The following is a 17,989-nucleotide window of genomic DNA, read 5'->3' as shown; positions in this document are numbered from 1 at the left end:
ATGTCCGCCCTCCTTAATTCAAATCAATAGAAATTTGACCAACTAAAAATTTGAAAATGTCATTCACTAAGATGCTGCGGGGATCACCTAATGGCCCGTAATACAATAGATTGCCGCCTGTTGCCGCGTCCCGAATTCCTATGTGCGTCACTTGCCCCCAAACAGCGGTTGCCACCGGATACGGAATTTCAACACTATTCTTAATTGTCTGAATACCGCCCACAACCGCAGGAGCACCAAAAGTTACAGCCTGCCGTGCGTAAGCCCCACCAGTCACCTCTTGGCCTGTATCCGCAGCCGTGGGGTTACTCATATATAAAGCAGCGTACACAGTTGTTGGACGAGTATAGACTGTGTTTCTAAACACCTGATTCAATAGTGCAATTGCTAAATAATTAGATACGTTCAAATCTTTCGCCTCCTATTCAAGTTGATATTCATTTGTAATTCTGAATTTTGACAAAGTGCTTAGTCCATTATTAGTCAGAACAATCACTGCCTCTGATCGAATATTGCCGTCTGATTGCGTAAGCAGAGTTGTCGGTGATGCAGTAATTGTCCGCTCTGTAAGATGCTCTTGAACCGAATAAGCAAACGGATCGAAGGCAACCAACTCCAGCTCAAACATCCCTATGCTGTTATAGATCAACCTTTCCAGAGAAGCCGATCCGGCATATCGTACCAGGTAGAACTTATCCGGTTCAAAAGCACGTCTCAGTTCCAAAGTTCGGGGACGACCATTAGCATCAGTCAGATGCCTTGCAAGGGCTCTTACCCGTTGCTGCAAACCTGCTGCACTTGGCGTATCGTAATTAGTGCCATCCGCAACAAAAGCACAGGAAAAAGAAAAGACGCGTTCCGTTAGGTCCGCGCCAAAGTCATATTGCCCGTGTTTACCAGCTATTTCTACATTCATATCTCGGGTGCTAGGAAGCAAAGGATCTTTGGTCTCTTCAAGCACTCTAAACCCTAAATCTACGTCCCGAATACCTCCGAGAGTGATACTACTTGTCATGTTAATCCAAGCCCCCTTGTTGCCCGAGTGAGCGAACTCATTTGACGGCGGGATACATTTGTCTCTATCTGCTTGCCGTCCAGATAAATGTTATTGTGCAAGACCATATCCCTGTCACCAAGCAAACCGCCTTGCGTTCCGCTGGAAGCTCTAGCATCATTCGCTAACGGCTGGATCCGACTGTCTATAGCTCCAAGACTTGGCGAGCTTAGATCCATAGCGGCGGCATCTGCCATGTCCTGCGCAGCATCTTCCACAGCAGACATTTGGCGTTCCATCCCTAGAGCCAAGCCCTTTCCAATAAACTCCCCTATCGCAATCATGACACGACTTGGAGATTTGATCTTTAACGTGTCCTTTATGCCATCTGTCGCCGCTTGAGCTGTTGCTGCTGAAGCGTTCGAGATAGCATTTTTTCCGGACTGCATGCCTTTGATAACGCCATTGACGATCTGCAGACCGTACTCCTTAGCTTGAGCTTCAGCCCATTTCTTTTGTGCGGCGGTGCCATTAGCAAGCAGGCTGTTAAGATAGCCAATCTCATTGGACATATCCGGCGATGTGGTTGCCGCTTTGGCTGTTTTACCCACCATAGCGAGGATATCATCCACTGCTGCCTTGATGCTGCTCTTGGTGCTGTTGAGGCCACTAAGCAATGCTTCCCCAAATGATTGCCCTGCGTCCTGCCATCTGGGGTTGTACTCAGTAAGTAGGTCTATTAGCTCTTTGTTATTACTATCTAGCATAAGACGCCTTACTTCAGCTTGCAGAGCTTCCTCAGAGTTCAGCGTTGTGAAATGGGTCTTAGTAGCATCCATTTCCTTGTTAAGCCCGTCAATAGTTGCCTGATTCTTCTTCTCTTCGTTGCTCTTCTTGGTTTCGTATTCTTGCTTTAAGATTTCAGCCTTCTGTTCGGCTTGAGTCTTAATTCGGCTCATTTCGCTCTTGAGATCATCGATTTGCGCTTGTCGTTGCTCAAGCAGATGTTTCCGCTCCCGCTCAGCAAGCATGTCATTGAGTTCTTCTTGTATCTTCGCCCTTGATTCAGCAGTGTCGGCGTCAGCCAATTCCTTTTGTTTATCAGCTAGCTTTTTCTGGTATGCGGCTTCTTCAGCTGCTTTGTCCTCGGCTTTGGTCAAGCCCTCGATGCTGTCAATCTGATCTTGCAAGCCCAGTAACTGTGCCTGAGTCTGAGCGTCAAGCGTCTTGATCATTGCTTGGTACTCAGCGTCATATCCTGCGATAATAGCATCTGATGCCGCCTTGTGCTGGTCAACACGCTTTTGCAAAGCGTCTGTAGCAACCTTCTCCTCTTTCGCGTAACGAGCTTTTAGTGCAGATACAGCAGCAGTATTGAGCGTTTCAATTGATTTGACCTGCTCGTCATACAACTTCTTTGCTTCAGCCGCTGCTTCTTTGGCAAGATCAGTCCGAATCTTATTGACCTGCTTATCAATGGCGATACGCTCAGTGGTACCAACCTTATAGCGCGTTTGAAGCTTCTCCCATGCTGCAAGCTCCTGCTGAAGAGATATCTCATTAGCCTGTTTCTTAGCCTCGATGTATGTCTTGGAGGCTTCAAACTGCTTTTTAGCCTCAGCAGCAGCATCTTTGGAAATCTGTTCATTCGCTTTTTTGATTTCCAGATTGATCGTCTGAATTTGGGAGCTAGTCTTGGCGTACGCAGCCTTAACCTTTTCCAGTGACGCAATATAAGCCGCTTCATCAATCTCACCCATCTTGAATTTATACTGGGCTGTATCTAAGGCGGCGTTGAATGCTTTGTTTGCTTCCGTTGCTGCTTTGGTCGCGGCCGAAGCTGCTGCTTTCTGAGCTTTCGTTGCAGCAGCCGCAGCAGCTTTCTGTGCTTTTTCAGAAGCTTTCTCCGCACCTTTGGCAGCAGCTGCTCCAGCTTCACCAGTCAACTGTTCAATTGCAGCTTTTGCCTTGCCTTTAGAGTTATTTATACCTACGGCTAGTCCCTCGGATATGTTTTCTCCGTAGCCGGTCGTCAGACGGGAAGGCGAATGAATACCAAAGAAATTCTTGATCGAATCACTGATCTTAGAGGCTACTTCTTTGGTTTTATCAACCGCAGCACTCGCCATACTTCCAATACCATTTACGAGTCCCTGCATGATCTGTTTACCGATTTTCGAGAGGTCTATACCTTTGAAGAAAGACATGACCTTTCCCCATATACTCTCAATGGATCCTTGAATCGTGCCGAAGATATTTTTAACGCTACTGAGCATTCCTTGAAAGTTGGTGGTTATGCTATTCCATATACCCTTTGCGACTCCAACGACCGATTGGGATAATGACTCCCAAATAGATGCACCCAGCGTCCGGAGTCTGGTAAAAATCCCAATACCTTCAGTGAACATATTCTTGAAGAAATTAATAACGCCGCTGACCATTTTAGATATAAGACCAGTCGCAGATGACTGTAATCCCTTGAACGCATTTACTATACCTTCGCCCATGCTTTTCATTAAACCGACACCGGACTTTAACAGGTTAGTAAACAGTGTTTTCAGACCACCGAGGAAGTTTAACGTCATCAAGCCCATAACGAAATCAATCGCACCACCGAGCAGCTGCTTAATGCCTTCCCACATCTTGCTCCAGTCTCCTGTAAAGAGCCCTGTAAAGATTTTAATAAGACCCATGATCATGTCTAAAGCGCCGCTGATAATGTTCTTAATGGCTGTCCATACCATGTCGATGATGAACTTGATAGCTGGCATGATAAATTCAATAACTTTCTTTATTCCATTAAATGCGTTTGTCACTGCCTGTAAAATCTGCGTACCGTTCTCTTCCCAGAATTTTTTTATCTTATCAACTTGACCCATGATGAATTCACTAATAACTCCCCATACAGAAAGAGCTACACTTTTTATAGACTCCCATGCAGAATTTATAGCATTTCGCACAGTTTCATTTGTGTTGTAAAGATATGTGAGCCCGGCTACCAAACCCGCGACCCCTGCGACGATGAGCCCGACAGGACCTGTTAGCGCTGCGAACACTGGCATTAGTGCGGATACCGAACTAACAACATGTCCTAAGATAACAAGCAAAGGACCGATTGCAGCAGCAATTCCCGCTATCGTTATAATCATCTTTTGAGATGACGGACTGAGTGAACCAAATTTTTCTGCAACGTTTGTGATTTTATCAATCAATGGTTGCATAGAGTTAACTGCATCTAAAACGACAGGCATAATGGCATCACCAATCGTTATAGCAATATCGTTCAGCTTGTTTTTAAGTATCGTCATTTGACTTGCAAAAGTCTTATATCGTTCAGTGGCTTCATTTGTCAGTGCTGAATTATCATCCCAAGCTTTGTTCGAGACATCAACAGCCCCTGCGAATAATTCACTAGCATTACCTGCACGTAGTAAACTATCACGCAGCCGGATTTCGGAAATACCCATTTCTTCCAGCATATTAATAGCGGAGGTTCCTGCTGAATCTGCATCACCAAGACCGTTAATAAATGCACCAAGAGCGCCTACGGCATCATCTTTGAACGCTTTGCTGAATTGTTCAGAAGTCATCCCTGCAATTTTGCCAAAGTTCTGTAAATCCACTCCGCCATCAACGATGTTACCCATTTGAGTCTGCGTCATGCCTAAAGCATCCGCTAAGGCTTTGAACTCCTTGCCGTTATTGTCTGCTAGTAATTGCAGATCCCGGAGTGACATGCCTGTTGCTTGTGTCAATGCGTCCATCTTATCCATGCCAGAGGCTGCAACCTGCATACGGACCATAACCCTCGAAATTGCCGAACCGCCCATTTCCGCCTCTATACCGACAGATGATAGAGCAGCCGCTAGACCTAAGATATCAGCCTCAGACATACCAACTTGCGATCCCGCACCAGCCAGCCGTAAAGCCATATCCGTGATCTCAGATTCCGTAGTTGCAAAGTTATTACCTAGCGCAACGATTGAGCTGCCCAGTCGGTCGAATTGGTCCTGTGGCATCTTAGTGATGTTCGCCAGTCGTGCCAAGGCACTAGCGGCCTCATCGCTCGTCATATTAGTGGCAACGCCTAAGTCAACCATCGTCTTAGTAAAGCCTAGGATCGAGCTAGTTTTGATACCCAACTGTCCAGCTGCTTCGGCTACTCTAGCTATGTCAGATGCAGACTGCGGCATCTCTTTCGCCATGTTCCTGATTCCATCACGCAATTGAGTGAACTGAGCCTCAGTAGCATCAACCGTCTTCCTCACACCAGCAAAAGCTGATTGAAAATCAGAAGACACTTTGAGTGAAGCACCGCCAACCGCAACGAGGGGAACTGTCACGAGTGACGTCAAAGATTTACCTACATCAGCCATGCCCTTGCCGAACTTATCAACCGACTTCTGTGCTTGTTTCATCGCATCATCCAAGCCAGTGTTGTTCCCCAAGATATTTATGACTAGATTGCCTAGTAAACTCATGATTCCCCTCCTTCCGGCCGCTTGATGCGGCTACCATATTTCTCACGGAATGCCGCTCGATCTGGCGTTTGATTGCCATCACCGCGAACTCTCCGCTCCTTTTTAGGCTGTTCTTTCGCACCAAAAAGGCCGACCCCAATGCGGCCGACCAAGATGTTCGATTTATTCTCTTCATGCTCCATTCCGTAATCGTAGTACATCATGATCTGGGGAAGGGACATGTGATCCAACATATATTCAGGTGTTGCCCAGGAGTACATTGCACCCATTCGCGCAAAAATACGCCCCAGCTCTATAGGCTGGGGCTCCCCTCGTTTTTTCCTGGTTCAGCGCCTGCTCTCTCCTTCAGTGGAGCTAAGACGAATTCGATCAATTGCATTAATTGCTCAAAATCTGTATTGTCAGCAATCCATTCCTCTGTAATTTCGGGGAAAGATGGCTTACAGATGCAAATGATTTGTTTGAGAACGGCAGAAAAGCTATCGTCCCCGCCATTCTTTAGTTTGTCTTGATCTTTTGCGATATCCAGCGTTACTCGGGAAGGAATACGAGATACATCAATCTTTTTCCCGCTCAGAATAACGATGCGTTCAGCAGGAACAACTTTATCCAAATCAAGAATTGCTGGTTGTTTTGACATTATCATTACACTCCCTGTTCATCGTAGATTTCGAAAAGTTGTTCGCCAACAGCGCGGTTCGCATCTAAGGTACCGTTCATGCGGATTGTTGTCATCGCAGGATCCTCAGCATCTGCTTCCGGGAATGTGATATTCAAACCACTTTCTGGTGTCGCTTTGTAAATGGTAATTTGAAATCTTTTCCCTGCGTCATCATAGTTCGTGATTCGCGCCACCCTTGGCTTGAAGGTACCAATCCCTCCAGAAAGAAATCGTTTTGCTGATAGAGGAGTATAGGTATAGTTAACTGTCACGGCATCCCCAGAGGTAATACCGCCACCCTCAACCCTAGCAATGACAGTAAAGCCCGCGCTATCTACGGCTAAGATATAGTCTGTTCCAGCCACCAATGTGGTTGCACCCTTCTTTACTGTAACCGCCGTGACAACTGTCCCAGCTCCATTCTTATTCAAGAGACGCTTCTGCGTTTGTCCAGATAGGGTCACCGCTTCATTGGTTATAGTTTTCGGTGTACCAGCAATGTCCTCAATCTTATCGATACCGCCACGGATTGTAGCCAGAGTAGCAAGATTGATTTCCATCAGATCCCCCTCAATGCCAGCGACGTGATTGCTCATTCCTGTTTTGATTACCCCAGCATTATCACTAGTTACAGTCATTTCATCCCATGTTTCCTCAAAAACGATACTGTTCATCGCTCCGAGGTCAATAAGACTGTTAATGTCAGGCCCAACCTCGAATTTTGCAGAGCCAAACCGGATAGTATTCCCTGCTTGGACTGTCGTCATATTTCTAGCCATATTAGTTATTCCTCCCTGTATATGATTTTGAAGTCTGTTGCTATGTGATAGAGTTTTGTGTCACTCTCGTACATGTCCCTGCTGCCTTCCCATACACCTTGCAACACCCTAACCTCGCCCATGTTCCCTTTGTAACGTTGGAGGGCACTACGGATCTCCTCTGCCAGTTCCTTTGCCTCACCATATTTAGTTGAGAACACAGAAAACTGAAATCGAGGGTAGGCAACAGGAATGTTATGGTGAGCAACTCCCGATATCGCCAGATATGCAATAGCTGGATAAGTTGGTTTCTCAGGTAGCCAGCCGGGGTAGATTCTATTACCGACAGCTGACTGAATCTCTTTAATGGACAGCAAGTAATCTCTCAATTTTGTTTCTATTGCCATTAAGCACCTACTCTCTCAACCACAGCCTTGACGCCCTCTATGAGCAGCTTGCGGACCTTTGCCCTGCTCTTATCCATTGCAGGTCGCATAAACGGACGTGGAGGCTGGTGACTGCTTCCATACTCGTAAAAGGTAACGTAAAAAGGGGCAGACGCGGAGATGTCTCCATTGCGTGCCCCTACAGATACATTTGCGTAATAGTTACCTTTTTTCGATATCCCTATATTCATCTGCAGCGAGAAGCGAGTTTTGCTAGTCTCACCGATTGGAACTCTTGAATCAGCCTCTCGAAATACTATCTCAGCTGCTTTCGATATAAGGTCCCGAATCTCTTTTGTGATCTCAGCATTAGCTCGCTTGAGCTGTCTTATCACTTCATCCGCGCCATCCACCCGTATATTTGACCTTGTGTTCCGGCGTGCCATTATTGACGCTCCTTACACATGAGTTGTAGTTCTTGCATGTTGAACGATGGATGGATGATGTAGAGGATCTCAAACTCAACGCCCTTGTAGTGAACAACCATTGTCCGATCAATCCCTTCACGGTACCTTACTCGGATACGTGTAGTAACATCGGCGGTGACCTGTGCAGCTGCAGCTCGATCTTGCCCTCTAAGGGGTTCTATACCCGCCCATAACTTTGCCACTTCAATCCAATCGTCTGTTGGTTGCCCCCAATCATCTAAATCATCTACACCAGGAGGACGAAAGATGGCCACTCGCTTATCAAGTCGATTGACTAGAACAGTCATGCTTCATCATTTCCCTTGTCATTCTTCTCAGTGGATCGCGAGGCGTTACGGGTAGTACGCTTAGCGGATTTTTCATCATCGTTCGTACCGATAAATCCACGCTTCTGTAAATCAGCAGCCCTTTCAGTTTCCGCTTTGTACTTCGTCCCAACCTCGTAAATATCACCTGAACCCTTATCCCTGAACTTCTTCAATACGGGATATTCCATGCCATATCACCCCGTTTTCAGTTGTAAAATCAAGCTTTCCAGCGAGAAATTGAATTTCTCAATCTTCTCAGCAGGGTCTCTGTGCTCGTAGTTAATAGCGCAGTAGAGCATCACTGCCAACTTATATCTGGCTGTTCCATGCTTGTCCTCTGGAACTCCTGCTTCAGTCAGGTACTCTATAGCTGCGGAAATAAAAAGAGCGAGGGTTGTATCTTCCTCGCTCCCATCTATTCGTAAATATTCCTTCAATTCATCAAGCTGTAGCTCAAGCATAACGGGCTCCTTTCCGCCCTATACGGTCGGCACCCAATCCAGAACGGCAGTGTACACCGTTCCAGCGGCTGTTTTTACTTCGAAATTGTACTGTCCAGCTACATTATCGTCACTGAACCACAACGTCTCTTGGTCATCCGGAGTTAAATTCACTCCATTCTTCTTGATGTAAGTGGCCGCCCCAGCTTTGAGGGAAATCCTTACTCCATCACCATCCAACAGTTCGAACTCGGTATGATTCACACCTTCATGTTCACCCTCTTGGCCTGTTGGCTTGAATGTTGCTGGTGAAGGAGTTAAGACTTTTTTGCAATGCGGAATGCGGACTTCAGTTTGATCTGGTGGTCAATCCATGCGGTCAAAACGAAATCCCAGATACCAGTACGGACGTTTTTATCACGGTCATAAATGATCTCAGGATCATAGTTAAAGTGAGAATACCGGTAATCGCCGACTACTGGATTTTCAGCAAGATCACAGAATTCAACTGGTTTACCCAATACTTGTTCTGGCTGAGCCTGATACAATGTTGCATTACCATTTGCTAAATCTTCAATGATATCCATGTAATCTGCATACCGCATGGTGATTTTGGCATTCTCACGGAAGTCTTCTGGAAGATCAGCAATTGCTGATTTGATGGCTTTGAATAACGTAGTGCCTTCAACTTCTTTAATGACAGAGACCGCTCCGTTTTTCTGGTAGAAACTCATATGTTCTTCTCCCGGTTTCGGAGTTTTCGCATAAGCGACCTTCTTCTCTTTAGCTGCTAAACCAGACTGCAAAGCCCCATCGACTGTCTGTACCAAGTTGGTATCCGTTGCCGCGAGGATAGTTTCCGATACTGGAGCAAACACTTTAAATTTATGGCGGCTGAAACTAACAACATCTCCGGTAGATTTCAACTCTTTAGCCAATTCTGTATCATCAATGAAATCATCATCATCCAATTGGAATTCGATCTTTGGAATTTCAAGATTTCTAACGCTCGTGAACGTAGAAATCTCCCGCAATGGATTTTTCACAAACGGCTCATGAAGCAATTCGGTTGTCATGGTCGAAGGAAGAATCTTTTCTCCGCCCGTACTGTTTTTATCTCCTAGAGCAGCTTTTACATCAGGAGAAACATCATGCCCCTTAACAGTAGCTCTAATTAATGCGGCTTTTGCTGATTGAATTTGATTTTTAGGATCGACGTTGAACGTCGGCTCTTTCGTTTGTAGTGACGCTCTTTGCTGAGCTTCCATCGAATCGTGTTCTTTTTGCAAGATATCAAACCGAGCTTGTAATCCTGTCTCTTTTGTTTCCAATGCCTTAATGTCATCCATCTTTGCTTCTGGCTCTGAAGCCTTAACTAACTTTTCTTGTTTTGCAGCTGCCAGTGCAGCGCCAATTGTCACCAAATCATTTTTAATATCAAACAGTGTTTTAGCCATTAATAATACCTCCCAGGTATGATTGCAAATTTTGTAATTCTAGACTTGCGTTTTTTGCAATTTCGTTGCGTTCAGCTTCGGTGTAACTCTTGTTCTTCGGATCTCTTGGTTCAAGTGACATAGCAGCAGGGACGTTGCGATACTTAGCGAATAGCTCTTCACTAATTGACGCAGCCATCTCATTGGATTCTTCAACAACATCACACAATCCGTGTGCGTATGCCTCGTCAGCAGACAGCCAAGTTTCAGCATCAAGCAAACTCTTTAGAGTGGCTTCGTCAAGCTTGTCTCCTGCTTTTTGTAAATAACTCTGAATCGCGGATTGTCCAATACGGTCCAAATCATCAGCCGCCTTACGCAACTCCGCAGCGTTACCCATGGCAAATGTCCAAGGATTATGGATCATCATCATGCTATTTTTAGGCATTCGAATTTCGTCACCAGCCATTGCTATAACTGAGGCAATTGATGCAGCTAATGCATCCACATGGACGATTACTCGGGCTTTATGACGCATCAGCATGTTGTGGATGGCCACTCCTTCAAATACAGAACCTCCGGGGCTATTGATGTATAGATGAATCTTCTCAACTTCTTCCCCCAACTCATCCAGTTCATTTTTGAACGTTGTGGCAGAAACCTCCCCATATTCTTCCCATGCATACTTCGTGATTTCTCCGTATACAAAAATGTCCGCTGAACTTGGATCGTTCGCAGACATTTTCATCTCCCAAAACTTACTTGGGGTCTTATTTTGTTGTGCTTTACTCATTCTTTGTACTCACCCCCTTTCTTTGCTCAACTGGCGTATCTATTGGATAAAGATCGCCGCTAATATAAAGCTTGTCTCCACCATCTTCTGGTGGCAGCTCTTCCCAAGCACGTGCCTCGTTTGGCTTAAACACGCCTGACCGGATCATCTTGAAGTAGAACTCTCCTCTGGTCGTCATATCTCCACGCAAAAGAGCGCCGACAGTGAACTTGAAGTACAGTCCCTGTTGACGCTGCTGCGCTGTAAGCAGCTTTCTATTAAATTCTTGCTCATATTGACGGACAATAGGCAGTAACGTGTAAGTAACAAATTCAAGACTCATTTGCTCCATGCTACTGTAACTAGCACCATCAGTTTCACCGAGCATAGTCACTGGCATGTTAAGAACAGTGGCGACCCGAGAACGGGTGATCTTCTCGACTTCGAATACCTTGGAGTCGATAAAATTTCTGTTAATCTCCTTGATTTCCACTCCAGGTTCCTGGATGATCACGCCACCATTCTCTTGATAGAACTTTGCGAAATTCGCCCAAATCTCTTTTTTCTTTTCTTCCCCGACATGAGCAGCCAATTTCAGGATGAATGACGCTTTAATTGATGTATCAAGTTGGTCAAGAGTGAACTTCCTGACTGCCCCATCAAAATCAATTGTGTTTCTCAGAACGTCTATCGGGCTTATGCCTTTGTACCCGTTTTGTGTGGTCTGAATATGACTTACATGCACCATGTCCATGTTATGGACGTAGTACGTTCCTTTGTCACCTCTGACCATGTACCACAGTTCATTAGTGTCTTGTTCAACAACAGGATCAACACTTGTCGGATCAAGAACAACTAGTGACTCGACGTTGTAGAATCGGTCATACATCTTAAGAGCATAGCCGTTACCATACACATTTCGATGTGTCTCCAGAAGCCGAATAAAACCAAACGATGTCATGTTTCTGTTTGGAGCATTCGCCACCAAGTCGTTCAAATCAGAATAAACCGGGTCAAACTCTTGATATAGTTTGATAGGTAGCACCGCTAAAGAATTAGATAACCGTGATACTCCCGAAAAAATTGTTTCGTTGTCGGCAAGCTCTCCCCCAGCTTTCCCACGGAAGATTGATAAGCCATTGCGGAACCAATTTGAAAAGTTTTCAGTCCCAGTCGGTGCCTTGTTTCTAACCACGTTCCAAGCCAGCTTCATTCGTTGCCCTAAGTTCATTTTTTATCATCACCCCCTTAACAGATCACTGATTGAAACAAAGGATACTTCACCAGTTGGTGGAGCTACAGCAAGCTGTTTCATTACCTCTACATGGGCATTCAAAAAGGCCGCAAACCCGTCAATTTTACGGTAGCGACCTTGTTTAGTAGGTATTTTATTTCGGTTTCTATCCTCAACCAGTTTGACGTTGTTGATATACCATCTGAATAATCGGTTATTGTTGTAAATGACTTTTCCGTCAATAAACAATTCCTTCAAATCATCCATAGCCGGCCCCAACGTAAGATGCCCTTGCCGCACGACTTCGCATACAAATCCGTAGGCTTTCAAAGACTCAACAAGCCCAAACGCTTTTGCTGGGTCATACATGATCTTTTCAATACCATATTTCTCAGATTGTTCCACAAACCAGTCGAAGATGTACTCTTTTTTTACGTATTCGCCCGGAATAATCGTTAAAAGATCCATTTCTTCGTATTCTTTGTAAGGTAAATCCTCATTAGCTTGCTTCACTTTTTCAGCTGGAATCCATGAATGAGAGATGGTAAACACTTCACCCGTTTCTGCGATCGGGAACTCTAGACAGGCGCTGGTGAAGTCCTCGCTGTCAGATAGGTCGAATGCTCCGATACATCCTTTACCTTCGAATTGCTTCTCGTCCAAATTCTTATTGTTACGCTTCAGAACCTCAAACGAGAGGAATGATTCTGCGTCAGACCTGACGAAAATATTTAATCGTTTGGTAATAAAGTCATTGCGCTCGGCTGGGATATGTTTACGGTCATCCCACTCTTTAAGCATGTCCTCAAGTTTGATGGTCACACCCAAATTAGGGTTCGCCTTGCCCCAGTTATCGGGGTTTTCAATGTCATCCTCTGGATCAAGCTCTGCCATAAAGTAAAAGGCGTGCTCAGCAGAAATTACGCCCTCTAGAACATCTGCAGCCTTGTCATAGTAATCCATCAACGGGCCATCCAACTGATAACCGGCTGTTGTAATGTACAAGATCATCGGTTGTGTACGAGCACCCGTAGAGTTCTTTATGACGTTGATTAGCTTGTACGTTTTGTACTCATGGATCTCATCAAAAGCACCCATGCTGCAGTTCTTACCATCGAGCTTTTTGCTATCAGTTGCTAACGGTAGAATCTTGGACATTGTTTTCCGAAATCGAATCTCATGTAACGTCTCGTCAAAGTGTTTTCTGAGTAACGGGGACGCCTTGATCATAGCCTTACACTCATCGAACATATCTCTAGCTTGTTCTTTGGAGTTTGCCAACTGATAGACCCGAGCACCGTTCTCTCCATCCTTCGAGGCACCATAGAGAGATAGACCAGACACCATTGCCGTTTTACCGTTTTTTCTGCCCATAAAAATAAGCCCCTCGCGGAAGCGACGAAGCCCAGTATCTTTATGCACCCACCCATAGAGTGAGCCGATTATGAAATGTTGCCACGGTTGCAGCTCCAGTCGATCAAAGTCACCCATCGAGGGCTTACAGAACTTTTCGATATATCCTACTGGGCGATATCCCTTTTCCTCATCAAAAACAAACGGAAATTCACGTGTTCCTTGCCTTTTCAGATCATTTAAATGACGTTTACAAGCTTGATAAACCTTTTTCGACGTAATAATAAGGTGCGCTGTGACCGCAGTTGCATATTGTGTGGTTTGAAGTTTAGAAGCTTCAATAGCCAGTAAATTCGTCACCTTTATCGCCACCTTCCGGATCAACTACACCGGAGACCTTTCTGTCTGAGGCGGGGGTCAATTTCAACTCGGCTTGCAGCTTCCGCTGGTGTTCAATAATTTTGATTACCGAGTCCACAGACTTGTTCTGTCTGTACATTTGCTGTGATCCATTGATAAAAAGCTCGACCACACCACGAGCCTTTATGTCCGCCAAATGCTGCTGTTTTAACTGTTCTAGTAAGGCCAAGTTATCTGTAATCATGATGGTACGATCGGAGAGATTATCATCAATCTCTAATTCTCGAATCACGATATCAAATAATTTCTTAGCTGCTCTATCCTTGATCTCCCGTTTTGGTTTGTGTTCCATGACACCCCCCCCTCATATATGAAATGGTCATACGCCGAAAACGAAACTGGGGGCGCGGTCCCCTGTGCCTCTCGTTTTAACTTTGAAGGCAGGGGGGGCTGGTCTTATTTGCCCCATTTTTTCGCCCCATTCATTTTCACATCTAATTATCCATACATTGTCACACCTCCTCAGAGGCTCACAGAGACGTTATAACAATCACACGAACACTTGTTAGAGTTTTACCGGAATACTCCTGTAATACCATCTCTATTAGCTGTGATGACTTATATATCTCTTACAATCTATCAGCATTAGAAAATCTCACTATTTCCTTTTGAAACTATGAACCTCGCCCTTCGGTTCGTTACTGGTGTCTCTACCTTCTCCCCTGCAAGACCATGCTCTTTGTTGTGGCAGCTGTTACAGAGGCTTAATAGATTCTCTAGTACTAAGGCAAGATCAGGGTGCTCACTCAGTGGTTTAATGTGATGGACCATATCAGCAGGAGTAAGTCGCTTACGCTTTATGCAGTGCTGACATAGATAGTTGTCCCTGATAAGCGCCTGCTCTCTGGCAAGCTCCCATGCTGTAGACCTATAGAATGCCTTTGATCCTTTGTCTCGCTTGTAGCGATCATAGTAACGGTTCTGGTCACGCCTGGAGCTAGACACCTTATCCCCCACCCTCAACCTTTGCCTTCACCCTGTCCATTCCTGCCTTAATCTGGGCTTGAATATCTTTGACTTGCTTCAATGTTGCAGCCTGATCAACACTTGGGTTCTGAAGCTTAGCCTGTACACGCCTGATCTTTGCCTGTAGCTCCCTTACTTCCAGATCTGTATAGAAAGCAACGTACTCATGCTTGCAATGTGGACATGCGAAGTACGTCCTCTCTATGGCTCCTGGTAGCCTTGCTGTCTGGAAGTCGTTCACCTCGAACTGTTTATTACAACCTTCGTTACAAATGGCTGGCATAGACTTAATAGACTGTACTGCGCTCACGTGGATCATCCTTCCATTTTTTATTGGGGTGCCTTAAAAATAAAAGTAATTCTAATCAGTTCTCATTTATCAAAAATTCAGAAAGGAATTTGTGATTTCATGTCAAATATATAAGAATAAAGGAGCTGTTATATTTGACCAAATATCATGTTATAGGCACAAAGACATATTCTAAAGATGTTCATTCCAAACTAAGCGATGTTGTCTTTACTGAACAGAAAGACATTATGAACGGCTTGAAGTCATGGACCCAAGAAGTGCCGATTGAACTATTCAGTATTACAGGATCCCATATAAACGCCAAGAGTTTTAATGACAGACATGGAGAGCATTCTCATTACTATCTGCTCAATGAATATGCCCTCAATGCATTGAAACAGTATGATCACCAAGTTGATGTAATTGACGATATTGATTTGATAGATCCAATGAGCGTTGGGTTCTCACTACTAATTAGAAATTCAAGATTTATATAGTAATTTTTAAGCCCGCCTTAATCAGGTGGGCTTTTCAATTTCCCATATACCTAGTTCGCTCTCACCTCTGAGCTTTTGGGGTTTAGACTATGGGCTAATTTGAGTTCCTGAAGTTGATTCTTCATATTCTTCAGATACTCGGTATACTCTTTCGTGCTTTGCTCATGACGTTGGATAGACCTCTCATACCGTTGATTAAACTTTGCTCCTTCTGCTCCATTCCATATGGTTAATGTTATGGCTGCTATAAACACTAGCTGTAATAGAATGTTCGTGCGCTTATTCATCTCCTCATCTCCTTTCATTGAAATACAAAAAGGCCACTCTTTTATGAGCAGCCTTTATACATGTTTTTATGAGGTTGTATATCCATAAGAATATGTGTCTCTTATATATCTTTATATATTACTTTCTTTAATGTTTCTTTTAGTTATCTTAGGGGGAGAACTCTCCCCCACTAATGGTGGAGAATCATACCCCACGGTGGTGGAGAACTCTCCACCAAGGATGTATTTGTCTAGTGGTGGACTATTCTCCACCAAGAGTATTCATAATGTATGTATGATTTGTATAAATACTCATGGTGAAGACATAGAAAAAGCCGGAATGGACAGCCTGCTTATCATGGTGAAAAAGTCGTTTTGATCGCCTCTGCAGCAATTTTTGTAAGAACGTCTTTAAACTGAGTCAATCCCCATGACGCTGTTTTTTCTATCGTAAGTTTCACTTTTTCGCTATTGGATAGATCAGGGCCAATGTCGAGTTTTGTTTCAACGTATTCCAGACCCTCACTCGTCGGAAGAGCGTTTCTATATTCTGCCCGATCAAGTTCAATTCTCGACCCCTTCGTAATGCCTGCCCCATGAATCAGTCCCTCATTTTGCAATTTGATAATTGCAATGTGGAAGACCGACTTTTCCATCTCTAATAATTCATAGGTTATTTTGTTAATGTGCGGTATATCCTTTTGATACTCAGTATAGAACGCTAGCAACACTTTTTGTTTAGAATCGAGTTCTTGACTCATACTCCACCTCCCACAACCATAATTCGTCACATGGAAGATAAACCCTTCTATTCAACTCAAATCGTCAAATAGTTGCTGTTTCCAAAACTCTAACTTACCTATCAACCCGCTTGATTCTGTCGTTATAACACAAAGTCGTATGCTACCAACTTATTTTAAATTTTATATTTATCACTGTATTTTAAATTGAAGAGAAGATGATCAATTACTGCGCGATATACAGTCATAACGAGTAAGGAAAAAGTAAAAATATATAATACCAATAGCAAAGGATCGACAAAATGAATATTCGTAGCACTTTGATCTTTTGTGAATAAGCTTGGAAGAATTATTTCAAGAGCTTTATAAATAATACCCGGAATTGTGAATATCGGTGCTACGTATGCTGAAGCTGTTTTAATTTTATTTAGATGCTCTTCAATTTTTTTCTTATCATCTTCTCTACTAATCTTATTTTTTAATTGGGCTACTTTCCATTTCTTTTTTATACTATGGTTTATCACATTCAAATGGATCACTAAGAAAAAAACTACCTCTTCAAGACAGAACACCAACAAAAATTTGTTAAAAAACAACTGCAAAGGTTCGAAATCTCCCTGAATTAAAAACGCAACACTTCCAGCTATAAAAGTAAATATAATAACCGAAGGCACCGTAAGAACAACAATTATTCCACGTATTTTCTCAGTAGCTAAATCGTCAAAATAAAGAATTGATAAACTTAGAAAATATAATATAAGTGATATCCATATATTTGCCCTTACATCAAAAATAAAGTAGAAACTAAAAAACAAAGATGCAAAAATAAGAAGAGGGAAAAACAAAGGCTTTTCTTTTGCTAACCGTTTAAAACGCTTCAGTACCTGCTGCAACATTGCATAACCCCTTTATATCAAAGTACGCTCAATTCTATCAGAAAAAACCAAATTTCCCATACAAATAATTACAGAAAACATCAATTATTTTATGATTATCCATCATCAGTATAGATGACTATGTTTGCATGAAACATAGCTTTGCTCTGTACCTCCAAAAGGAGCGGCTTCTTATCTATTCGTGAATGATAGAAACAATACACGCTGAGTAATTGCTCAATAACAATAGAAGAGGAGTGGATTCGAACCGTCACTTTCCACCGTTACACTAACCCCACATATATACTCTAATTAACTGAACTAAGAGAACTAAAAAAGCCGCCTGTTGGCGACTTATTAGATTTAATTTATTTAATAAGTTGGTGCAATGCTTCTTCACTTATCAAAGCTCGCACATTGCTTTCGCCTATCACTAACTCAGGTCCTCTGCGTTGTGCAATGGTTATCAATACATTGAGTACATCCACCATTCTGTTCTCGGTCGCAATTGCGTACTCATTAGCTCGATCCTCTATAATACTGTAACTCTCACCAAAGAGGTCCTGTGCCTTATTTATTATTTCGAGGTCCATCTCTCCAACCTCCCATATCATTTTTAAATCAA

General features: G+C 43.6%; 24 protein-coding genes. 1 reads left to right on the top strand and 23 read right to left on the bottom strand.

Translation table 11 applies throughout. The features are described 5' to 3' along the window. Positions 1 to 13: 13 nt before the first annotated feature. From NSQ29_RS01280 to NSQ29_RS01190, 19 genes are all read right to left on the bottom strand, one after another. Positions 14 to 409: a phage tail fiber protein gene (locus tag NSQ29_RS01280; RefSeq protein WP_341124156.1), complete on the bottom strand. Its 396-nt coding sequence runs from the start codon at positions 407 to 409 to the stop codon at positions 14 to 16. Positions 410 to 421: 12 nt separating this feature from the next. Then, positions 422 to 1,015, bottom strand: a complete 594-nt coding sequence (locus tag NSQ29_RS01275) for a phage tail domain-containing protein (RefSeq protein WP_341124155.1) — start codon at positions 1,013 to 1,015, stop codon at positions 422 to 424. Next, entirely contained in the window at positions 1,012 to 5,475 is a 4,464-nt protein-coding gene (locus NSQ29_RS01270; RefSeq protein WP_341124154.1) for a phage tail tape measure protein, read from the bottom strand. Before NSQ29_RS01270 ends, NSQ29_RS01275 begins: the two co-directional genes overlap by 4 nt. Further along, positions 5,472 to 5,744: a hypothetical protein gene (locus NSQ29_RS01265; RefSeq protein ID WP_341124153.1), complete on the bottom strand. Its 273-nt coding sequence runs from the start codon at positions 5,742 to 5,744 to the stop codon at positions 5,472 to 5,474. Before NSQ29_RS01265 ends, NSQ29_RS01270 begins: the two co-directional genes overlap by 4 nt. A gap of 23 nt (positions 5,745 to 5,767) precedes the next feature. Then, positions 5,768 to 6,115: a hypothetical protein gene (locus NSQ29_RS01260; protein WP_341124152.1), complete on the bottom strand. Its 348-nt coding sequence runs from the start codon at positions 6,113 to 6,115 to the stop codon at positions 5,768 to 5,770. A gap of 5 nt (positions 6,116 to 6,120) precedes the next feature. Further along, entirely contained in the window at positions 6,121 to 6,915 is a 795-nt protein-coding gene (locus NSQ29_RS01255; protein ID WP_341124151.1) for a hypothetical protein, read from the bottom strand. Positions 6,916 to 6,920: 5 nt separating this feature from the next. Then, entirely contained in the window at positions 6,921 to 7,301 is a 381-nt protein-coding gene (gp17, locus tag NSQ29_RS01250; protein ID WP_341124150.1) for a tail completion protein gp17, read from the bottom strand. After that, positions 7,301 to 7,726, bottom strand: a complete 426-nt coding sequence (locus NSQ29_RS01245) for an HK97-gp10 family putative phage morphogenesis protein (protein WP_341124149.1) — start codon at positions 7,724 to 7,726, stop codon at positions 7,301 to 7,303. Before NSQ29_RS01245 ends, gp17 begins: the two co-directional genes overlap by 1 nt. Continuing rightward, positions 7,726 to 8,055, bottom strand: a complete 330-nt coding sequence (locus NSQ29_RS01240) for a phage head closure protein (RefSeq protein WP_341124148.1) — start codon at positions 8,053 to 8,055, stop codon at positions 7,726 to 7,728. The genes NSQ29_RS01245 and NSQ29_RS01240 overlap by 1 nt, the downstream gene beginning before the upstream one ends. After that, positions 8,052 to 8,264 (bottom strand): hypothetical protein, encoded by a 213-nt coding sequence (locus NSQ29_RS01235; RefSeq protein WP_341124147.1) that lies wholly within the window; start codon positions 8,262 to 8,264, stop codon positions 8,052 to 8,054. Before NSQ29_RS01235 ends, NSQ29_RS01240 begins: the two co-directional genes overlap by 4 nt. A gap of 6 nt (positions 8,265 to 8,270) precedes the next feature. Then, on the bottom strand, positions 8,271 to 8,537 hold the full coding sequence (locus NSQ29_RS01230; protein ID WP_341124146.1) for a head-tail connector protein: 267 nt from the start codon (positions 8,535 to 8,537) through the stop codon (positions 8,271 to 8,273). Positions 8,538 to 8,555: 18 nt separating this feature from the next. After that, positions 8,556 to 8,780: a hypothetical protein gene (locus NSQ29_RS01225; protein ID WP_341124145.1), complete on the bottom strand. Its 225-nt coding sequence runs from the start codon at positions 8,778 to 8,780 to the stop codon at positions 8,556 to 8,558. A 53-nt stretch (positions 8,781 to 8,833) separates the two neighbouring features. Then, entirely contained in the window at positions 8,834 to 9,973 is a 1,140-nt protein-coding gene (locus NSQ29_RS01220; protein ID WP_341124144.1) for a phage major capsid protein, read from the bottom strand. Further along, positions 9,966 to 10,745 (bottom strand): head maturation protease, ClpP-related, encoded by a 780-nt coding sequence (locus tag NSQ29_RS01215; protein WP_341124143.1) that lies wholly within the window; start codon positions 10,743 to 10,745, stop codon positions 9,966 to 9,968. The genes NSQ29_RS01220 and NSQ29_RS01215 overlap by 8 nt, the downstream gene beginning before the upstream one ends. Beyond that, positions 10,738 to 11,955: a phage portal protein gene (locus tag NSQ29_RS01210; RefSeq protein ID WP_341124142.1), complete on the bottom strand. Its 1,218-nt coding sequence runs from the start codon at positions 11,953 to 11,955 to the stop codon at positions 10,738 to 10,740. Before NSQ29_RS01210 ends, NSQ29_RS01215 begins: the two co-directional genes overlap by 8 nt. Positions 11,956 to 11,964: 9 nt before the next feature. Further along, complete coding sequence (locus tag NSQ29_RS01205) at positions 11,965 to 13,671, bottom strand: terminase large subunit (RefSeq protein WP_445739150.1); 1,707 nt, start codon at positions 13,669 to 13,671, stop codon at positions 11,965 to 11,967. After that, positions 13,649 to 14,023, bottom strand: coding sequence for a P27 family phage terminase small subunit (locus NSQ29_RS01200; RefSeq protein ID WP_234529987.1), 375 nt, complete (start codon positions 14,021 to 14,023; stop codon positions 13,649 to 13,651). The genes NSQ29_RS01205 and NSQ29_RS01200 overlap by 23 nt, the downstream gene beginning before the upstream one ends. A 293-nt stretch (positions 14,024 to 14,316) precedes the next feature. Beyond that, positions 14,317 to 14,676 carry an HNH endonuclease gene (locus tag NSQ29_RS01195; RefSeq protein ID WP_341124141.1) on the bottom strand — a complete coding sequence of 120 codons (360 nt, stop codon included), beginning with the start codon at positions 14,674 to 14,676 and terminating at the stop codon, positions 14,317 to 14,319. Position 14,677: 1 nt separating this feature from the next. Further along, a complete protein-coding gene (locus NSQ29_RS01190) occupies positions 14,678 to 15,007 on the bottom strand; it encodes a hypothetical protein (protein WP_341124140.1) in 330 nt (109 codons plus the stop codon). Between the two features lie 134 nt (positions 15,008 to 15,141). On the opposite strand from NSQ29_RS01190, the gene NSQ29_RS01185 reads away from it, so the two are divergent. Then, a complete protein-coding gene (locus NSQ29_RS01185) occupies positions 15,142 to 15,483 on the top strand; it encodes a hypothetical protein (protein WP_341124139.1) in 342 nt (113 codons plus the stop codon). Positions 15,484 to 15,533: 50 nt separating this feature from the next. On the opposite strand, the gene NSQ29_RS01180 is transcribed toward NSQ29_RS01185, so the two are convergent. The 4 genes from NSQ29_RS01180 to NSQ29_RS01165 all read right to left on the bottom strand — a co-directional run bounded on the left by NSQ29_RS01180 (position 15,534) and on the right by NSQ29_RS01165 (position 17,957). Further along, on the bottom strand, positions 15,534 to 15,770 hold the full coding sequence (locus NSQ29_RS01180) for a hypothetical protein (RefSeq protein WP_341124138.1): 237 nt from the start codon (positions 15,768 to 15,770) through the stop codon (positions 15,534 to 15,536). A gap of 335 nt (positions 15,771 to 16,105) precedes the next feature. Beyond that, entirely contained in the window at positions 16,106 to 16,510 is a 405-nt protein-coding gene (locus NSQ29_RS01175; protein WP_341124137.1) for a hypothetical protein, read from the bottom strand. A 155-nt stretch (positions 16,511 to 16,665) separates the two neighbouring features. Next, positions 16,666 to 17,385 (bottom strand): hypothetical protein, encoded by a 720-nt coding sequence (locus tag NSQ29_RS01170; RefSeq protein ID WP_341124136.1) that lies wholly within the window; start codon positions 17,383 to 17,385, stop codon positions 16,666 to 16,668. A 347-nt stretch (positions 17,386 to 17,732) separates the two neighbouring features. Continuing rightward, the gene (locus tag NSQ29_RS01165) at positions 17,733 to 17,957 is read right to left on the bottom strand and encodes a hypothetical protein (RefSeq protein WP_341124135.1); all 225 of its coding nucleotides are present in this window, start codon (positions 17,955 to 17,957) and stop codon (positions 17,733 to 17,735) included. Positions 17,958 to 17,989 lie beyond the last annotated feature (32 nt).

The organism is Paenibacillus sp. FSL F4-0236, from assembly GCF_038000135.1.
Classification (GTDB): Bacteria; Bacillota; Bacilli; order Paenibacillales; family Paenibacillaceae; genus Paenibacillus_AQ.
Note: the sequence above shows the minus strand (reverse complement) of the source record. Positions and strands in the feature narration are given on the sequence as shown.